At 42.8% G+C, this 15,736-nt stretch carries 20 protein-coding genes; 14 read left to right on the forward strand and 6 right to left on the reverse strand.

Annotated elements, in window-relative coordinates; genetic code table 11:
• Positions 1–114: 114 nt before the first annotated feature.
• Both ACRQ5D_RS04920 and ACRQ5D_RS04925 read left to right on the forward strand, forming a co-directional pair.
• Positions 115–753, forward strand: coding sequence for a TetR/AcrR family transcriptional regulator (locus ACRQ5D_RS04920; protein ID WP_091171766.1), 639 nt, complete (start codon positions 115–117; stop codon positions 751–753).
• Entirely contained in the window at positions 746–2,107 is a 1,362-nt protein-coding gene (locus tag ACRQ5D_RS04925; protein ID WP_091171765.1) for a TolC family protein, read from the forward strand. The genes ACRQ5D_RS04920 and ACRQ5D_RS04925 overlap by 8 nt, the downstream gene beginning before the upstream one ends.
• Here ACRQ5D_RS04925 and ACRQ5D_RS04930 read toward each other — a convergent pair.
• Complete coding sequence (locus ACRQ5D_RS04930) at positions 2,064–2,393, reverse strand: hypothetical protein (protein ID WP_432328508.1); 330 nt, start codon at positions 2,391–2,393, stop codon at positions 2,064–2,066. The two genes, ACRQ5D_RS04925 and ACRQ5D_RS04930, sit on opposite strands and share 44 nt — an antisense overlap.
• Between ACRQ5D_RS04930 and ACRQ5D_RS04935 the strand changes: the two genes are divergently transcribed.
• The 7 genes from ACRQ5D_RS04935 (at position 2,274) to ACRQ5D_RS04965 (ending at position 7,963) form a co-directional block, all read left to right on the forward strand.
• Entirely contained in the window at positions 2,274–3,164 is an 891-nt protein-coding gene (locus ACRQ5D_RS04935) for an HlyD family secretion protein (RefSeq protein ID WP_432329711.1), read from the forward strand. The two genes, ACRQ5D_RS04930 and ACRQ5D_RS04935, sit on opposite strands and share 120 nt — an antisense overlap.
• Positions 3,165–3,175: 11 nt before the next feature.
• Positions 3,176–4,768, forward strand: coding sequence for an MFS transporter (locus ACRQ5D_RS04940; RefSeq protein ID WP_431199168.1), 1,593 nt, complete (start codon positions 3,176–3,178; stop codon positions 4,766–4,768).
• A 55-nt stretch (positions 4,769–4,823) separates the two neighbouring features.
• Complete coding sequence (locus tag ACRQ5D_RS04945; protein WP_091171759.1) at positions 4,824–5,936, forward strand: NAD(P)-dependent alcohol dehydrogenase; 1,113 nt, start codon at positions 4,824–4,826, stop codon at positions 5,934–5,936.
• Between the two features lie 175 nt (positions 5,937–6,111).
• Positions 6,112–6,495: an alpha/beta hydrolase gene (locus ACRQ5D_RS04950; RefSeq protein ID WP_431199169.1), complete on the forward strand. Its 384-nt coding sequence runs from the start codon at positions 6,112–6,114 to the stop codon at positions 6,493–6,495.
• Between the two features lie 146 nt (positions 6,496–6,641).
• On the forward strand, positions 6,642–6,893 hold the full coding sequence (locus ACRQ5D_RS04955) for a hypothetical protein (RefSeq protein ID WP_091171755.1): 252 nt from the start codon (positions 6,642–6,644) through the stop codon (positions 6,891–6,893).
• Between the two features lie 144 nt (positions 6,894–7,037).
• A complete protein-coding gene (locus ACRQ5D_RS04960) occupies positions 7,038–7,478 on the forward strand; it encodes an NADPH-dependent FMN reductase (protein WP_432329713.1) in 441 nt (146 codons plus the stop codon).
• A complete protein-coding gene (locus ACRQ5D_RS04965) occupies positions 7,466–7,963 on the forward strand; it encodes a PPC domain-containing DNA-binding protein (RefSeq protein WP_091171751.1) in 498 nt (165 codons plus the stop codon). The genes ACRQ5D_RS04960 and ACRQ5D_RS04965 overlap by 13 nt, the downstream gene beginning before the upstream one ends.
• 149 nt (positions 7,964–8,112) lie before the next feature.
• Here the strand turns inward: ACRQ5D_RS04965 and ACRQ5D_RS04970 are convergent, their stop codons facing one another.
• Genes ACRQ5D_RS04970 through ACRQ5D_RS04985 form a run of 4 tightly spaced genes read right to left on the reverse strand, consistent with a single transcriptional unit; the run spans position 8,113 to position 10,852 of the window.
• A complete protein-coding gene (locus ACRQ5D_RS04970; protein WP_091171749.1) occupies positions 8,113–8,691 on the reverse strand; it encodes a Crp/Fnr family transcriptional regulator in 579 nt (192 codons plus the stop codon).
• Positions 8,692–8,712: 21 nt separating this feature from the next.
• Positions 8,713–9,393, reverse strand: a complete 681-nt coding sequence (locus ACRQ5D_RS04975; RefSeq protein ID WP_091171748.1) for an alpha/beta hydrolase — start codon at positions 9,391–9,393, stop codon at positions 8,713–8,715.
• Between the two features lie 21 nt (positions 9,394–9,414).
• Positions 9,415–10,239 (reverse strand): 4,5-DOPA dioxygenase extradiol, encoded by an 825-nt coding sequence (gene ygiD / locus ACRQ5D_RS04980; protein ID WP_091171746.1) that lies wholly within the window; start codon positions 10,237–10,239, stop codon positions 9,415–9,417.
• Positions 10,240–10,288: 49 nt separating this feature from the next.
• On the reverse strand, positions 10,289–10,852 hold the full coding sequence (locus ACRQ5D_RS04985; protein ID WP_091171743.1) for an ester cyclase: 564 nt from the start codon (positions 10,850–10,852) through the stop codon (positions 10,289–10,291).
• A gap of 531 nt (positions 10,853–11,383) precedes the next feature.
• Here ACRQ5D_RS04985 and ACRQ5D_RS04990 point away from each other — a divergent pair.
• The 5 genes from ACRQ5D_RS04990 (at position 11,384) to ACRQ5D_RS05010 (ending at position 14,236) form a co-directional block, all read left to right on the forward strand.
• A complete protein-coding gene (locus tag ACRQ5D_RS04990; protein ID WP_369596634.1) occupies positions 11,384–11,659 on the forward strand; it encodes a hypothetical protein in 276 nt (91 codons plus the stop codon).
• A 421-nt stretch (positions 11,660–12,080) separates the two neighbouring features.
• Positions 12,081–12,587, forward strand: coding sequence for a hypothetical protein (locus tag ACRQ5D_RS04995; RefSeq protein ID WP_432328509.1), 507 nt, complete (start codon positions 12,081–12,083; stop codon positions 12,585–12,587).
• Positions 12,518–13,201 carry a hypothetical protein gene (locus tag ACRQ5D_RS05000; protein ID WP_431199170.1) on the forward strand — a complete coding sequence of 228 codons (684 nt, stop codon included), beginning with the start codon at positions 12,518–12,520 and terminating at the stop codon, positions 13,199–13,201. The genes ACRQ5D_RS04995 and ACRQ5D_RS05000 overlap by 70 nt, the downstream gene beginning before the upstream one ends.
• A 293-nt stretch (positions 13,202–13,494) precedes the next feature.
• A complete protein-coding gene (locus tag ACRQ5D_RS05005) occupies positions 13,495–13,668 on the forward strand; it encodes an NmrA family NAD(P)-binding protein (protein ID WP_431200951.1) in 174 nt (57 codons plus the stop codon).
• A gap of 1 nt (position 13,669) precedes the next feature.
• Positions 13,670–14,236: an NmrA family NAD(P)-binding protein gene (locus tag ACRQ5D_RS05010; RefSeq protein ID WP_218134480.1), complete on the forward strand. Its 567-nt coding sequence runs from the start codon at positions 13,670–13,672 to the stop codon at positions 14,234–14,236.
• A 148-nt stretch (positions 14,237–14,384) separates the two neighbouring features.
• On the opposite strand, the gene ACRQ5D_RS05015 is transcribed toward ACRQ5D_RS05010, so the two are convergent.
• A complete protein-coding gene (locus ACRQ5D_RS05015) occupies positions 14,385–15,686 on the reverse strand; it encodes an HlyD family secretion protein (protein ID WP_091171737.1) in 1,302 nt (433 codons plus the stop codon).
• Positions 15,687–15,736: the final 50 nt, after the last annotated feature.

Consider the following 15,736-nt stretch of genomic DNA (forward strand, 5'->3'; position numbering starts at 1 on the left):
ATACGGATAAACTTATTCCAATAAGCCATTTCGACAAATATTGAGGTTGTTTTGGCAATCTTATAGCCTGTTTTAAGCGGAAATTTGTCCTATCAATAAATCATTGAACAGGACATGACCCAGCAAACAGACCATTCATCCCAAGTTAGCAAGCAACTCTTATTAGAAGGCGCTGAAGAGCTATTTGCAAGATATGGCTTTGACGGAACTTCCATCAGGCTGATTGCAAAGAAACTGGATATTAATTCCGGCATGATCAGTTACTACTTCGGATCGAAGGAGGCCCTGTATCTTGAAATATTTAAGAACAGGCTAATTCAAATTACGGCAGAGATCAGCGAGTTTGATCGGTTTGAATTGGATGCCGAAGAAAAATTAAGAGGTTATTTGCTCATCTACATCAAAAGGATCTCTTCAAACGAAAATTTTCATCGCCTGCTGTATAATCAACTGGCTACACATCGTCATCCGGCCGTTATTGCCATGGTAACGGAAGCCCGCGTCCATATCTACCAGTTCCTGCTCAAAATTATCAGTAGTGGCATTCAAACAGGCCAATTTAAAAGTATAGATGCGGAAATCTTTGCGCTCAACATCCTTTCATTCATCCCTCCTGTCTATACGGGCAACCTGTCTTCATTAATGCATTTGAATGAGCCGGTCAGGAATGACATCACCGGGCGAATGATCGATCACATCCTATTAATGGTCATACCTGAAAAATTTGCTTTAAATAATTCATGCCATGCTTAAGTGCCGCTATTACTCTAAAAATACTTTTCTGACCGCTGTTTTCGTGGTGTTCATTATATTGACAGCACACACACAGCAACTATTTGCACAGGTAACCGGGGGGTCGGGTTTCAACTTGTCGTTGTCCGAAGCGGTTCAGTTTGCGAAAAGTCAGAATAAAAATGTACAGGCGGCCCGGATCGAAGAAAGTGCGACTGGCGAAGACAGAAAGGACGCTTACCGTGCGGCGCTGCCAACAGTTAATGTGAGCGGTTCTTACCAGCGTTTCTCTGATCTTACCTTATTTACCGAAGGTCTCAGTCATTCCACAACCGGTCCGCGAAAACCGACGCCAAATGCTGCTGCATTGGGGGTAGATGCCTTATTTAATATTTATAGTGGCGGACGTCAGCGCGCTTTCCAAAAAGAACAGTCTTCGCGGCTGGATCTGGCTAAACTGAATGCCGATGACCAGTCCGGAAATATCGCGCTGCAAACTGCAGGTCAATACCTTGATCTGGTCCGGCTGGCTGACCTGAGGAAATATATCCAGGATCAGTTAAAAAGGGCACAAACACGACTAAAGAATATCAATACACTTTACAAAAATCAAAAGGTTACAAAAAGCGATGTATTACGGGCCGAGGTTATGCTTTCCAACGTTGAACTTTCCCTCCAACAAACCGAAAATAATATCAGCATCGCCAATCAACGGCTGGACGTAATGATGAATGTGCCGGACAGCGTTCGTTTAAATCCCACCGATTCTGCCGCCATGCCGAAGCCCAGACCTGAATCTTTGCTGCAATTGATCGAACGGGCCGGTATATCTTCTTTCAGTGTACGTAAGGCGGCCGAGAATGTGGAAATACAGCGTGCAAGGGTTAGCGGCATTCAGAGTGCCAATATGCCATCTCTGGCTTTCTACACCGCTTATGGCTTGAATTACCCAAATTACTTGTTTTTTCCTTCTGTCAATCAGGCGTATGCAGTGGGTTTTGTCGGGCTTAAAGCACAATATAGTATTTCCTCACTTTACCACAATAAGAGCAAAATCGCTGCTGGCAAACTAAGGGTTAGAGAACTGGAGCTGCAGCAGCAGGCAACCGCGGATAATATTACCACCGATGTCAAATCGTACTACATCAAATATATAGAGGCGCTCAACCGCATTTCGGTCAATCAGCGTTCTGTGGAACAATCACAGGTCAATTACCGCATCGTTACCGCTAAATATTTCAATCAACTTGCTTTGCTCACAGATCTCCTCGATGCCGATAACCTGCTTCAGGAATCAAGGTTCAATCTTATCAAGGCCCAAACAGACGCACTCACCATTTACTATCACCTTTTATATACCAGCGGCAATTTGTAATTAACGCCTTTGACATGAAAAAGAAAATCAAAAGATCCATCCGGGAAATATCGTTATCACGATCATTGCCATCTTCGTCGTTCTCACCGGCATATTTTATTTCGTTCAATATCGGGGGTTTAGCCAGCATTACGAAGAAACCAACGATGCCCAAGTAGATTCTTACATCAACCCTGTATCCGCTCGGGCAGGTGGCTACATAGAACATGTTAAGTTCGAGGAGCATCAACTGGTTAAGCGGGGCGACACCCTGGTCATTCTGGATGACCGGGAATACAAAGCGCAACTGGATGCAGCTGAGGCCGCAATGGAAGATGCACAAGCGCAGCTTACGGTTTTATCAGCCGGCATTCATTCATCTGAATTGAGCACTGACGTCAATAAGGACCAGATCAAAGGCGCTCAGGCCAGGTACGTGCAGCAAAAGCAGGATATCAGGCGATATAAAAACCTGGTCAAAGAAGAAGCTGCTACGGGTTCTGACCTGGAACAGGTTCAGGCTCGTTACGACGTTGCGGCCAGTGATTACAGCGCTGCACAAAACAGCTTGAGGACAAATCAGGCACGGGTGGCCGAATTAAAAACACATTTTGCTCTGGTTAAAGCGGACATCAAACGCAAACAGGCTGCGCTGGATCTGGCAAGGTTAAATTTATCCTACACGATCATCAGGGCTCCTTACTCAGGAAGGTTGGGCCGGAAAAATATTTTGGAAGGCCAGCAGATCCAACCCGGACAACCCCTAGTCAGCATTATCAACGAAGATCACAAATGGATTACCGCAAATTATAAGGAAACGCAGGTCGAGGGCATGTATGTCGGTCAGCCGGTCGACATCAGGGTTGACGCCATAGGCGGCAAAGTATTTAAAGGAAGGATCGAGGCGATAGCCGGTTCGACAGGCTCCCGGTTCTCCCTTTTACCGGCTGATAATTCGACCGGGAATTTTGTTAAGATCATTCAACGGGTGCCTGTAAAGATTGTCTTTGATATTAAGGACACCAATCAGTTTATATCAGGAATGAATGTGACCGTATCAGTTAAAAAGAAAGCGTGATGAGGAAGCCCATGTATTTCAAGGATTGGATCAATGACTGGCAATGGGGCGTTCGGATCGCCTTATTCCTCATTTTGCTGGTTTCGCTCATGCAGTTCGGGATGTTTTCGCTTACCCAGAATTATATGGTCGCTTACCTGGGTGCACAGCCTGAAGATATTTCATTTGCGCTCCTATTGTGCTACGCGGGTATCATCTCGATACTGCCGGTTCAATTTCGGTTCTTGAAGTATTTTGAAACAAGGAGCTATTTGATCACTAATATCTTGCTGGCCATCCTGCTGAACTGCTTATGTTTGAATTGTCAGGACATCCATATCTTTTTTATCATTCGGTTTTTGCAGGGTATTTTAGTTGGTAATACAGCTGCTTGTGCCCTCATTCTGATTTTTACCCGTTTGGAAAGCGAACGCGCACAGGCCGTAGGGTCGGCGGTGTTTTACGGCACTATCCTCGCTAATACTGTATTGATAGGATTAGTTGCGGCCGCAGTAGTGATCTCAGCCGATTGGAAAGTTAGTTATTATTACTTGATTGGTTTTCAGATCCTCACACTCCTGATCTGTCTATTCGCCCTACGCGCTACGTCAGGGCATAAACCCTATCCCTTATACCAGATTGATTGGGCCGGATTTACGATATTCTCCTGCACAGCCGTAGCTTTTGTCTATACCATCGTTTACGGTTCAAAATATTATTGGTTCGCAGACCCGCGAATAGGGCTGAGCACCTTGATTGCTGTGTGCGGTGCAGTACTATTTTTCTACCGCCAGGCAATTATTAAAAGGCCGTTGATTCATATAAAAGCCTTTAAATACCCCAATTTTTTGATTGGACTATGCCTGCTGGCCATTTACTACGGGAGTAAAGACAGTATTAATCTGGTTTATAATTATGCCGGAGGTATCCTGAAATGGAGCGCCTTACAAGTGATCACTTTAGGGTTGTGTAATGTAGGCGCGATAGTAATTTCACTGATCGTCTCCACACAACTCACTTTGGCCAAACGCCATTCTACCAAGGGCTTTCTGGTGATTGGCTTTCTGCTGATGGTTGGATACAATCTTTGGATGTGTTTTATAATGACCCCTGACCTGTCCTTTACAGACCTGCTGTTTCCGGTTACGCTACAAGGAGCCGCTTCCGGATTTTTGTTTGTACCCATTATCATTTTCACGGTATCTTCTTTACCTGCGGAAACAGGTACGACCGGGCTGGTGGTCGCCGCTTACGCCCGCTTTACAGCATCCTCTAATTCAGTTGCTGGCTATTATAATCTGCAGTTATATTTCAACCAGCACTTTAAGGAAGGCTTTATTGGCTACCTGACCGCTGATAATGTAATTACCGCGGACCGAATCAAAGATTACAAAGCGTTATATATAGCTAAAGGATTTTCAGCAGATCAGGCTTCGGCGCTGGCTAATGGCGCGCTCGGTCAGAGCCTTGCCCAGCAAACGCAGTTGCTCACTAATCGGGCTGTATTCCTAACCATTGCCTTACTGCTTTTTGGTGTGGCGATGCTCATCCTAATGATACCGGCCATTAATAAAACTTTCTTACACTGGAATCGGCGCATGGTGGTGCCATCTGGTAATCTATAGCACATTTAGATATTTACAGGAAATCAATTAATCACATTATTTAAATTTAATCATTATGAAAATCACAGCAGCTGTCGTTAAAGCACAAGGCAGCAATTTTGAACTAACTAAAGTAATTTTAGACCAGCCAAAGTCCGACGAAGTATTGGTCAGAATTATAGCGACCGGCATTTGCCATACCGATATGGTCGCGCGAGATTTTGTAATGGGTTCACCCAACTTTCCTGTGATCCTGGGCCACGAAGGCTCAGGCGTTATTGAAAGTATTGGCGATGATGTGCATCACCTAAATGTGGGTGACCACGTGGTACTTACTTACGGTTATTGCGGGGAATGCGAGATCTGTCGCTCGGGCACCCCGGCATACTGTTATGAATTCTTTCCCCGGAACTTCTCAGGTGCCCGTATAGACGGAACGCATAACCACCATTACCCTGATGGCAAAGTGATCAATGATAACTTCTTTTCACAATCATCCTTTGCTACCTATGCAATTGCCCATAAGAATAATGTGATCGCAGTACCTAAAGACGCGCCGCTGGAAATTTTAGGTCCTTTAGGCTGTGGTATACAAACCGGTGCAGGGGCTGTGATCAATTCCTTGAAGGTAAAGATCGGTAGTTCTATCGTCATTACCGGTACCGGTGCAGTAGGTTTAGCTGCTTTAATGGCAGCAAAGGCTTCTTCAGCCACCGTAATTATTGCGGTTGACATCAACGAAGAACGTTTGAACTTTTCCAGGGAACTGGGTGCAACGCATACCATCAACAGTTTGACCGAAGATGTGCAAAAACGCATTCGGGAGATCCTGCCTAACGGTGTACAATATGGAATTGATACAACCGGAAGAAACGAAGTGATCAATAATGTGTTGTCGAGCCTGGCTCCTGTTGGCGAGATGGTTTGCATCGGTGTTGCGCGTAAGCCATTAGAGTTAGAAACCAATATCTTTCTGACGAAAGGTTATAAAATCAGATGGATCAACCAGGGAGACAGTGTTCCGCAGGAATTCATTCCAAAACTGATCCACATGTATCAGCTTGGCCAGTTTCCTTTTGACAAACTCATCAAGAAATACGCTTTCCAGGATATTAATGAGGCAGTTGAGGATTCGGAAAAAGGCAGAACGATTAAATCTGTCCTGATCATCGGCAATCAAGAGTACTAATTGAACAAGCTAAGAATATATACTTTTTGGTTGGATATATTCTTAGCTTGATAAAAAGTAAACGATAAATGAAAGTGTTAAGAATTATAATGGTGTTGTCAATGATGAATACCGTAAAAGGATACGCCCAGGAAGTAATTAAACTTTATAATGGGAAAGCTCCCGGTTCCGAGCAATGGAAGTGGGAGGAAAAACCTTAACGGATCCTTCAACCGGGAATCGCACCGTTATCAACGTGAGTGATCCAACGTTAACGGTTTATCGTCCGAATCCGGCGCATAATAACGGGAGTGCGGTCATCATTTGCCCAGGCGGCGCGTTCCATGTGCTGGATATGGATAATGAAGGATACCGGGTTGCAAAAATTTTAGCAGAAAAAGGCTTTACCGCCTTTGTGCTTAAGTATAGGATATTACAGCTGGATCCCAAGGATCCATTTGCCGGAATGGAAGAAAAGATGAAAGATTTCAAAAAGTTTGTATCGGTCATGGATGCGGATGTGCCACTTGCTATCGGTGACGGCAAGGCGGCTATGGCATTTGTTAAAGATCATGCATAGAATTATAACATTGATCCGTCTAAAGTCGGCATCATTGGGTTCTCGGCCGGTGGAACAGTTGCCGCAGGGTTGCCTACTCGAAAAATGAAAATGACCATGCGGCCTTCGTCGCTACGCTTTATCCTTATCTCCATCCTTTCACCGGCATGGAAGCGCCCTCCGGCGCGGCACCATTATTTATTGCGGTGGCCCAAGACGATACGTTCAAACTTGACCAGGACTGCCTTTTGTTCTATAAAGATTGGAAAAACAAATCAAACAGTGCTGAACTTCATATTTATGCCAAAGGCAGTCATGGATTCGGTACAAAAATACAACACCTTCCGGTAGACTACTGGATGGACCGGTTTTCCGACTGGCTCGGTTTTCTTGGTTATCAGATCAATTCATCAAATTAACATTATAACAAATGAAAAATGTAATCGGCATTCTCGCAGGCAGCCTGCGTAGAGAGTCTTACTCTAAAAAATTAGCGAATGCTTTATTGAGCATGGCGCCTGACAGAACTAGAGTTTCGAATCATATCACTGGCTGATATTCCCATCTATAATCAGGATTTTGACGATCATCCTGGGGTTCCCAAAGCTGTAACGGCTTTTAGAAAAGAAATGGAACAGGTGGATGGGATTATTTTTATTACGCCCGAATATAACCGGTCAGTGCCTGCCGTCTTAAAAAATGCTTTGGATGTAGGCTCAAGACCTTATGGCAAAAGTGTATGGAACGCCAAGCCTGCAGCCGTTTTTAGCAACTCGCCCAGCAACCTATCTGCTTTTGGGGCTAATCACCATTTAAGGCAAAGCCTGGTATTTTTGAATGTTCCAACCATGCAACAGCCCGAGGTTTATTTGCCGAAAGTAAACGAGCTGTTTGATGAAAGTGGTAATTTAAAAGAAGGAAGCACCAAAGACTTTTTGCAGAAGGCAGTAAATGCGTACGTGGAATGGTTTAACAAAAAAATATTTAAAAGATGGAAAAATTAGAATATAGATCGGCAGCTTCACATGCCGAAGCGGGAAACGCTCCAGCTATGAAAGTAAAATTGTTAAGCGCTGCGGCAAATGCTACAACTTATATAATCAGTTTTTTTAAGGGCGACGAAGTGGTATCCGGTTTAGCAGGGTTCGCTTTGGAATATGGCGTAAAAAGCGCCCACTTTCAAGGTATCGGTAGTGCATTCAGCGTTGAACTGGGTTGGTTCGACTTTGATCGCCTTGAATATGAAGTAATTAAGGTTGGCATTGCAGAAGTAACATCCTTAAACGGAAACATTACTTGGTATCAGGACAAACCGGTAGTACATGCACATGCCACAGCTTCAGAACGAGGTGGTTTGGTAAAAGGAGGGCATTTATTGACTATGAATGTCGGGCCAACTGTAGAAGTGATAGTAACGGTTGAACCAACATTACTGAACAAAAAACTGAATCCGGAATTTAACGCAACGATGATTGATTATGATCTGTAATACGAGAGATCAGATGACACGATTGTATTACATGGACAAACCCATACCCACAAAGTGGATATGGGCTTTAAGATGTGTATGTAGCCGATTTTCTTTTGGTAATTAAAAATGTACCAGTTAAGTTATTGAGGTTGTTGCCTGGTAGGGCATTATTGAAAAAGTTGTTTTCTGATCCGGCTTAAGCTTTCCGGTGTTATCCCCAAAAAGGACGCGATATAAATAAGGGGTATCCTTGCAGCGATTTGCGGAAAATCCTGCAGAAGCTGCCGATAACGGTCTTCTGCATTGGAACTCACGGTCAGATTTAGTCTCTGCTGCAGGCTCACATAAGCCCGTTGAAACAATTGGCGAAAATACCGTTCCAGGGCAGGGATCTGCTCGTAGAGTAGTTCGAGTTCGTGATGTGGCAATAACCAGACTTCGCTATCTTCAATTGCTTCTATGTTAATATTACCCGCCGCCTTTGTGACAAAACTATAAAGATCCGCTATCCAGTGTTCCTCTATAGCCAATTGGATCACATGTTCCACACCGTCCTTGTCAACAGTAAAAGAACGCAGTGCTCCTTTTTCAACAAAATAAATATACCGGCTTTTATCCCCTTCGGATAAGAGTGTCCTTCTCTTCTTAACGAATTTCTTGCTGAGGACCTGTTCTATCAGTCCAAAATCAGCTTCCGTGATCCTGGCGTATTTATTGAAATTATGAAACAATTGAACAGATAACATTTTCGGAATAATTTCCGAAAGTTAGTGAGATTTAGCCAGTATCCAATTACTAACGTCTTCCAGTTCCTGGTTACCAACCGTATGCGGCATCGCATACTCATGATAAGTAATATGATCAGACAATGGGCGCAGGTAAGATAGCGCGTCATGGGCATATTGGATAGGCAAAACCTGGTCGTTTGTTCCGTGTGCAATAAATATCTGCAAACTTTCTAATTCTTCTTTTGATCGGATCAATGGCTTTACCTCGGGCAACAGCCTGCTGCTTAAAATGAATATGCCGTTTACCTTCTTAGGGAAGGTGAGGCCGACACTGTAAGACATGATGCCGCCCTGGCTAAAACCACCCAGGAATACTTTATCAGCGTCAAGTTCATATTTGTCAATTAGCTGGCTGATAAAGGTGTTAATTACCAGGCGGCTTTTTTCTGCCTGCTCAGGGTTAATTACCCGCTCTCCATTGCTAAAACCTAACTCAAACCAAGTGTATTTGCCGGGCGAAACCGTGTAAGGCGCTCTGGCCGAAACAATAACAAAACCAGCCGGAAATTCACCAGCCAACCTAAAAAGATCATCTTCATTACTGCCAATGCCATGCAGCAACAGGATCAAACCCGGTTTTTTTGCTGATTTTACCGGTTGATGTGCTTTATAAATGAGCATGAGCTCTTCACCCTTAAGAGCGTTTGTTTTATTTTCCATTGTGTTTTTCTTTAATAATTGTTATCCGGCCTGAAAACAGCGCATACTTAAACTGCCAAACTGGTAGCCTTCATAAATCGGTTTGATCTCATCCTTCTTGCCGATCAATCCCAACGCATACATGAGCGGCAGGTAGTGGTCATTCGTCGGAACAGAGAGCCTTGCTGCAGTTCCGGCTTTTTCGTAATTGATCAGCGCTTCGAAATTCCTGTTTTCTAACTGATTTTTAACAAACTGGTCAAATTCTACATTCCAGTCGTACGGTTTGGCGTTAATCTCGCGCCAGTCGATCATCCGCAGGTTGTGGACAATATTGCCGCTGCAGAGGATCAGTACGCCTTTGCGGCGCAGTTCTTTTAACTGTTCTCCCAATTGATAATGAAATGCCGCTGGCTTGGAATAGTCCATGCTCATTTCAAAAACCGGCACATCGGCATCCGGCCAGATAAATTTCAACACCGTCCAGGCGCCATGATCGAGGCCCATTTCGTGATCTTCTATTACATCGGTAATGGAAACCATCGATTTCAATTCACGCGCCAGTTCTGGATGTCCCTTTGGTTCATATCTTACCTCAAACAATTCTTTGGCAAATCCGCCAAAGTCATGGATCGTACGAGGCATTGGGTTCACACTAACATAGGTGCCTATGGTTTCCCAATGCGCCGATATGACCAATACTGCGCTCGGTTTATCGATTGTCCTGCCTAATTTGGTCAACGTTTGGGTAAAATCATTATCCCATAATGCATTCATGGGGTGGCCGTGGCCAATAAACAGCATCGGCATCGTTTTCTCCCTTAGCGGGAAAGTTCCGGCGATATTCGCCAATTCCTGCAGTTTCATTGTATTCTTTTAAGCAGGCATACCTGATGTATGCCTGCAATTGTTAATATTATTTACCTAAACCGATTTGGTCCATAAAGGTCTTGTTATCCCAAAACAAGTGTTCTTCAATCATAACACCATCTTTCCAGATTCCAATAGTAGCCATTGGGAAATCGAATTTTTTGCCGGTTGGCTGGATAAATTTACCATTGCCAATTGGCATTGGCTTAGTAAATGTGCCCTGGAATACACCTGTAACAGCTGTAAAGTTACCAGATCCGAAACGGATGGGATGCTGTTTGATACGGGTATCAGGCGCATAAACAAATAAGGCTTTCATGTCTTCGATATGTTTGGCCAAACCCGTAGTGATGTGCCCATCGGGCCAGAATACTTTGATGTATTTACCGTGGCTTTCATGAAAGCGGGCCCATTGTTGGCCGCTGAATACTGTATAGTCTAAGGTGTCAAAAGTTTTCAGGTGTTTCTGTACCAGGGCATCGGCTGCTGTCAATTGTTTTAATTGAGCCTGCATTTTAGCAACCTCTTGTTTGGTTTGTGCTTTTGTAGATAAGGTACTGGTGCCGATAAAGGCCAAAAGCGCGATGGCTATTTTTGTGAAATTTTTCATTTTATAAGTATTTAATTACAATACAAAGTTGCGGTATCGTAATTGGGAAACACTTGACGTGTGGTAAGAAATTATCTTAATCTATGTTAAGAATATCTGCCTATCGATGTCCGGAGTGTTTGATGGAATTAAGATTAAAAGTCCATTGCCATTATTACTGATTTGCTGCTAACATTGAAAAATAACTCCTATTATTGCCAAGTTATCCACACCTTAGGGTAACAGGACAGTATTAAAAATGGCCTAAATTTAGGTCAAAAAGTTTGCTTTTAATTTGGTACTAAAATTTCATAACTTACTGATAATCAACATCTGATTACTTTTTGTATCGGTACATACTTTGTATTCTTAATACAGGCAATATATTCTTCAATATTGATTATCCTGGGCCCTTTTTCGGTCGCAGTAAGTATTTTACCGGCATTTAGAGATAGTTTTACTACTTGGATAGCCCGGTTCGTTTCCGTTAATTTATATAGTGCAATCGCTTATCTTATAATGTGGCTATGTGCTTATATACAGCAATACGCCATGACTGCCGAAATTAGCAGATATCAGCTTGTTTTGCACGGTAGCGGTACGGCTAACAAGATGGCTGAATTAGCCGTATTTGCAGGCAATGGTATTCTTTCCTTTGGTACAGTAATTATTACTTTTCTTATAGGTGCAATATGTATGTTCACAGTTCCGAGCATCTCTACTTGGATTATCTCAACCTCTGGCATCAGCTCTGCTGTTTCTACAGCTGGCAGAACTTCTGGTATGATAACAGGATTGGCAAAGACAGCCACTGGACAATTCTTATGAATCTTATTACACTATTCCCGAAAAGTCGTTTGCCAGTTAGGCAAACGACTTTTTATTTTCACGGTTCTTAAAAACTGTAGAGGTTCGATTCCTTTCTTCGCTGAGCCAATACATGTTTTCGAAGCAAAATTTAGCCCGTAAAGGACAAATACCGAAAAGCTTTTTTGGATGATTTGAAACGACTCTCCAGCTAAGAAAAAGGTCAACGACATTAATGTCGTCGACCTTTGAACTTTTTATATACAACTGCTCTTGCTTACTAACATTGGGCTTGAACCGAGTTTCCCGGACTACTTTTCTTTTCAAAGAAAAGTAGCAAAAGAAACCTAAGCCTATATAGCTTTCTTTAAGTTAATAATGGGTATTATTGAGATAACGATTGAGGTGGCGGGTTAGGGTACGTAATTAAAAATTTATGGTAATGAAAGGCTCGGCGACAACAAGTATTGATTCTGAAGGGAAAAAACTAAAATTCACGGTAGAAGACCGACTTAGGCATTACGATTCCGAAATTCCTGATGATAATCAACACCATTATATACAATTTTCCGAGAATTCTCGTCCGGGAGCTGTTACTGAAGCCGCCTTTATGATTATAGAACATTTTTTCAAGGATTATCAACCCAGAAATAAGTGGAGAAAAGAACAACGACTTTTTACAGTTTCTCAGGTAGATGATAAAAACGCATTACACATTTCGGGACAATTCAATTATCTCAAAGTAGCGGCGTCGATACGCGAACATGGTGATTTTGACCCTTATCGTTTCGGTTTGCTTGCCATGGAGTGCCAATGGATGGATTTTACATTGGATATGTCTTTTAACGTGCAATTTCGTGGTGCAAAAAAGAGGACCGCGTGCTTCAGATTGTGGATGGCACACCGCAGCAATTTTATGGGCCAAATTATCCGATCAAGCCAAGGCTAGATAGAGAAGGTCGTTCGTTTAGTACGATGCTGCCAATCATGTTGAAAAGGATCATTCGCACCCGAAAAAGTTTGATCAACAACTCCAATCTATCATTGACGCCTGATTACTTTCTCGACTTTAGAGCGCTCGTCAGCGATGTAATTTCTGCTGTTGAAATCACGTTAAACCAAGTCTATATTAAAGCGGAGTATGATCCTTTACCCGGTTGGAAATTTGACCCAGGGCGTTTAGGAGTGCGCCACGGCCGTCGGTTCCAGGATAAGCTAAAATGGATTTATCAGATTTCAGGAAATACATTAAGTGCAGAATTGTATCTACCAGCCTGTAACAGGTTGCGCAGTTTACGTAATCATCTAATGCATTTCGATCCGCCTTCTCTCACTGTTACTCTCGAGGAATTGACTGGCTGGTTTACTGATATGATTGACATCGGATACTTGATTATTGCCATTAGACGGGCTATGAAGTTGCAATTGTCCTACGATTTAGTTAACTATATTTTACAGCGGGAAGCTGTATTTATACCGGAGTATGATTTTAATGGCCGAACTCCGTTGCCAGAAGACGGCTCGACAGGGTATCGTTCCAGTATATGGCCAATAGTTAAGTGAACAAAAACTATTACAAGAATTTTAAAATTTTATCGCCTTAAATTAAAACTTTGCCTTGCGTGCTTCAAAAGGCACTGTTATCATCCGTTCACTAAGTTCGTTAACTTCATGTATAACAAAAAATTGAGGAGGTTACTCAAAATCGTAGGTTAACGTCAGATCGATGAATTGTTCGGTTTTAATGAACTTATCGTATTTTTTCTTCAATTCTTTGTACTCTTTATCTTCTTCGTTGATTTGACCGCGCTGGATTGTATAATGTCTTAAAAAGTGCTTAATACAAGAAAGAATTTATTGAAGCATTTCGTGGTTCAGAAGGTGTGTTTCTGATGACACCGGGCATTATTCCACTGGCCACTCATGAGTTAGCGTTAGGCAAGCAATTAGCCGATGCTGCCGTTGAAGCCGGGGTACCGCATATTATCTTCAGCAGCCTTGAAAATGTAGATAAGATTACAAGGTGGTAAAATGTTTGCTCCGCACTTTACAGATAAAGCCAGGATCGAAGAATATATTCGTACGTTACCGGTTAAAAGCTCATTTATTTATATGGCTTTCTTTTACACCAACCTCATTGAATTTTATACACCCGTTATTAAAAACGATACGCTGGTATTCCCGATTTACTCACCCAAAGATTTTCGGGCCCCTTTTGTTGATCCCCTCACGGCTACAGGCCCTGCGATCCTAGAGATTTTTTCTCACCCTGATCTATATGCAAGAAAATCATTACCTGTTGTCGGCGAAATGATCACACCCGGGGAGATGGTAGATACCTTTACAAGGGTAACGGGCAAAAAGGCTATATATGAAACTGCTTTTACACGGGAGGGGCTGCTACAGCATTTCCCGGAGTTCAGTTCAAATGAAGGGCTTGTACGGGAGATTTTAGGGATGGTAGCCTATGCCGTCGAATATGGATATTTCCAAAAAGACCGGGACCTGACCTGGAGCAGGCAAATTAACCCGGACGCGCTCAATTGGGAACAGTTCCTGCGCACAACACAATGGCAGGGTCAAAGGCTGTCCTTCTGATCTGCCTACCCCTTTTACCTGGCTGATATTGGCAGGTCTTTTAATAGGGAATAAAAGTCCTGCTTTTTATCTATGCGGAAAGATTAAGCTTATCTTTTTCTTAAAGCGTTGCTGCATTATGCCATGCCCCAATCGATCAATTTTATCACTATTTACTATTCATTACTTTAAAAACATTCCAGATGATCCTTTGCAGGATCGTTGCGTCCTGTGTAATGACCTCCGCATCCGCAACCATCCCCTGCTTAAGATGGACTGTTTTTTTCATATCCGAGCCATTTTTAATTTTGAAATCTACCCTTGAAACAAACACGCTGTCTTTAAAAGGAACATCTGCAATGTAGCTTATCTTTCCCCGGATCATCCCGTATTCCTCAAAGTGATAGCTTTTAAGCTTGATCAATACTTCCTGCCCCTCCCTGACCTTACCCATGTTATCCTGGGGAATGGCCATTTGACCAAAGAAGGCTTCATTCCCTGGATTAATATTAAAAATTTCCTGCCCTGTATTAACTACTTGATTTTCCTGTACAATTCCGGCATAGGAGAGCCTCCCGGCCTGTGATGCGGTTAGAATGTATTTACTTTTCCAGTCTTCAGCCTGACTAATTAAACTATTGAGCGCCTGTAAAAATTTAGCCTTTTCTTCCCTGATCTGGTTATCCAGCTCAAGGATCTCTTTTTGTTTAGCTGAATAATTGGTGTTAGCAGCGATCAGGGACGATCCGGTTTGCACCAGCGGCGATTTCTGGGCCAGGTATTTGCTTTCCTGTTGCCTTAGTTCTGCAGGGGTTTCTACTCTTTCCTGCGCCAGTTTTTTATGCATTTGGTAATCATCATCCGCAATTACCAAATTGCGTTGCTGAATTTGTTTTTGCTGATTTAATTGTTGTATTTGTCCGGCCAGGTTTGATAAATCATTTCGCAGGAAAGCTTTCTTTTTTAAATAAAATCCATCATTAATAGCGGATTTATAATTTAAATATTCCTGGTAAAAAACCTGGTACGAAGACTGTAATTCACCTAACCGGATATTATCAGACTGTGAAAAAAGTACCTGGTTGACAGGCTCTCCCTGGAGCACCTGGCTTTGCAGTTCTTTTAAATTTAATGCCAGGCTCCATATTTTGTCATGATCAGCTGTACTTTCAATGTATGCCAAAGCTTGTCCGCTTACAACAGCCGTGTTTTCTTTAACCAACAACTTTATCAGTTTGCCGGATATTTTAGCGACAACCGGTTTGGGGGAGTTGGGCGATTCTATTTTAAGCTGTGTTTTGACGATATCCGGGTATTTTATTATAGCCGACAAAGAAATCACCAGGATCAGGACACCGCCAAACAGCATAATGCCCCAGCGCAATATCCATGATGGTACGGTAGTAATAATATCCTGCATGGCATCGGTATGCCTGGCTTGTCCATTGCTATTGCTGTAAGTAGTTGGCATGCTTTTAGCTTTTATTCCGGTAATTAAAGTTTTTTTGTCTGTGTCCCCCT

Origin of the sequence: Mucilaginibacter sp. P25 (assembly GCF_050859465.1) — a bacterium.
Lineage (GTDB): Bacteria > Bacteroidota > Bacteroidia > Sphingobacteriales > Sphingobacteriaceae > Mucilaginibacter > Mucilaginibacter gossypii.

What these genes read in the sequence shown, in the direction of transcription:
- ACRQ5D_RS04920 (WP_091171766.1), top strand. Translation starts at nt 115, where the DNA reads ATGACCCAGCAAACAGACCATTCATCCCAAGTTAGCAAGCAACTCTTA.
- ACRQ5D_RS04925 (WP_091171765.1), top strand. Translation starts at nt 746, where the DNA reads ATGCTTAAGTGCCGCTATTACTCTAAAAATACTTTTCTGACCGCTGTT.
- ACRQ5D_RS04940 (WP_431199168.1), top strand. Translation starts at nt 3,176, where the DNA reads ATGTATTTCAAGGATTGGATCAATGACTGGCAATGGGGCGTTCGGATC.
- ACRQ5D_RS04945 (WP_091171759.1), top strand. Translation starts at nt 4,824, where the DNA reads ATGAAAATCACAGCAGCTGTCGTTAAAGCACAAGGCAGCAATTTTGAA.
- ACRQ5D_RS04950 (WP_431199169.1), top strand. Translation starts at nt 6,112, where the DNA reads ATGGAAGTGGGAGGAAAAACCTTAACGGATCCTTCAACCGGGAATCGC.
- ACRQ5D_RS04955 (WP_091171755.1), top strand. Translation starts at nt 6,642, where the DNA reads ATGGAAGCGCCCTCCGGCGCGGCACCATTATTTATTGCGGTGGCCCAA.
- ACRQ5D_RS04965 (WP_091171751.1), top strand. Translation starts at nt 7,466, where the DNA reads ATGGAAAAATTAGAATATAGATCGGCAGCTTCACATGCCGAAGCGGGA.
- ACRQ5D_RS04970 (WP_091171749.1), bottom strand. Translation starts at nt 8,691, where the DNA reads ATGTTATCTGTTCAATTGTTTCATAATTTCAATAAATACGCCAGGATC.
- ACRQ5D_RS04975 (WP_091171748.1), bottom strand. Translation starts at nt 9,393, where the DNA reads ATGGAAAATAAAACAAACGCTCTTAAGGGTGAAGAGCTCATGCTCATT.
- ygiD (WP_091171746.1), bottom strand. Translation starts at nt 10,239, where the DNA reads ATGAAACTGCAGGAATTGGCGAATATCGCCGGAACTTTCCCGCTAAGG.
- ACRQ5D_RS04985 (WP_091171743.1), bottom strand. Translation starts at nt 10,852, where the DNA reads ATGAAAAATTTCACAAAAATAGCCATCGCGCTTTTGGCCTTTATCGGC.
- ACRQ5D_RS04990 (WP_369596634.1), top strand. Translation starts at nt 11,384, where the DNA reads ATGACTGCCGAAATTAGCAGATATCAGCTTGTTTTGCACGGTAGCGGT.
- ACRQ5D_RS04995 (WP_432328509.1), top strand. Translation starts at nt 12,081, where the DNA reads ATGAAAGGCTCGGCGACAACAAGTATTGATTCTGAAGGGAAAAAACTA.
- ACRQ5D_RS05010 (WP_218134480.1), top strand. Translation starts at nt 13,670, where the DNA reads ATGTTTGCTCCGCACTTTACAGATAAAGCCAGGATCGAAGAATATATT.
- ACRQ5D_RS05015 (WP_091171737.1), bottom strand. Translation starts at nt 15,686, where the DNA reads ATGCCAACTACTTACAGCAATAGCAATGGACAAGCCAGGCATACCGAT.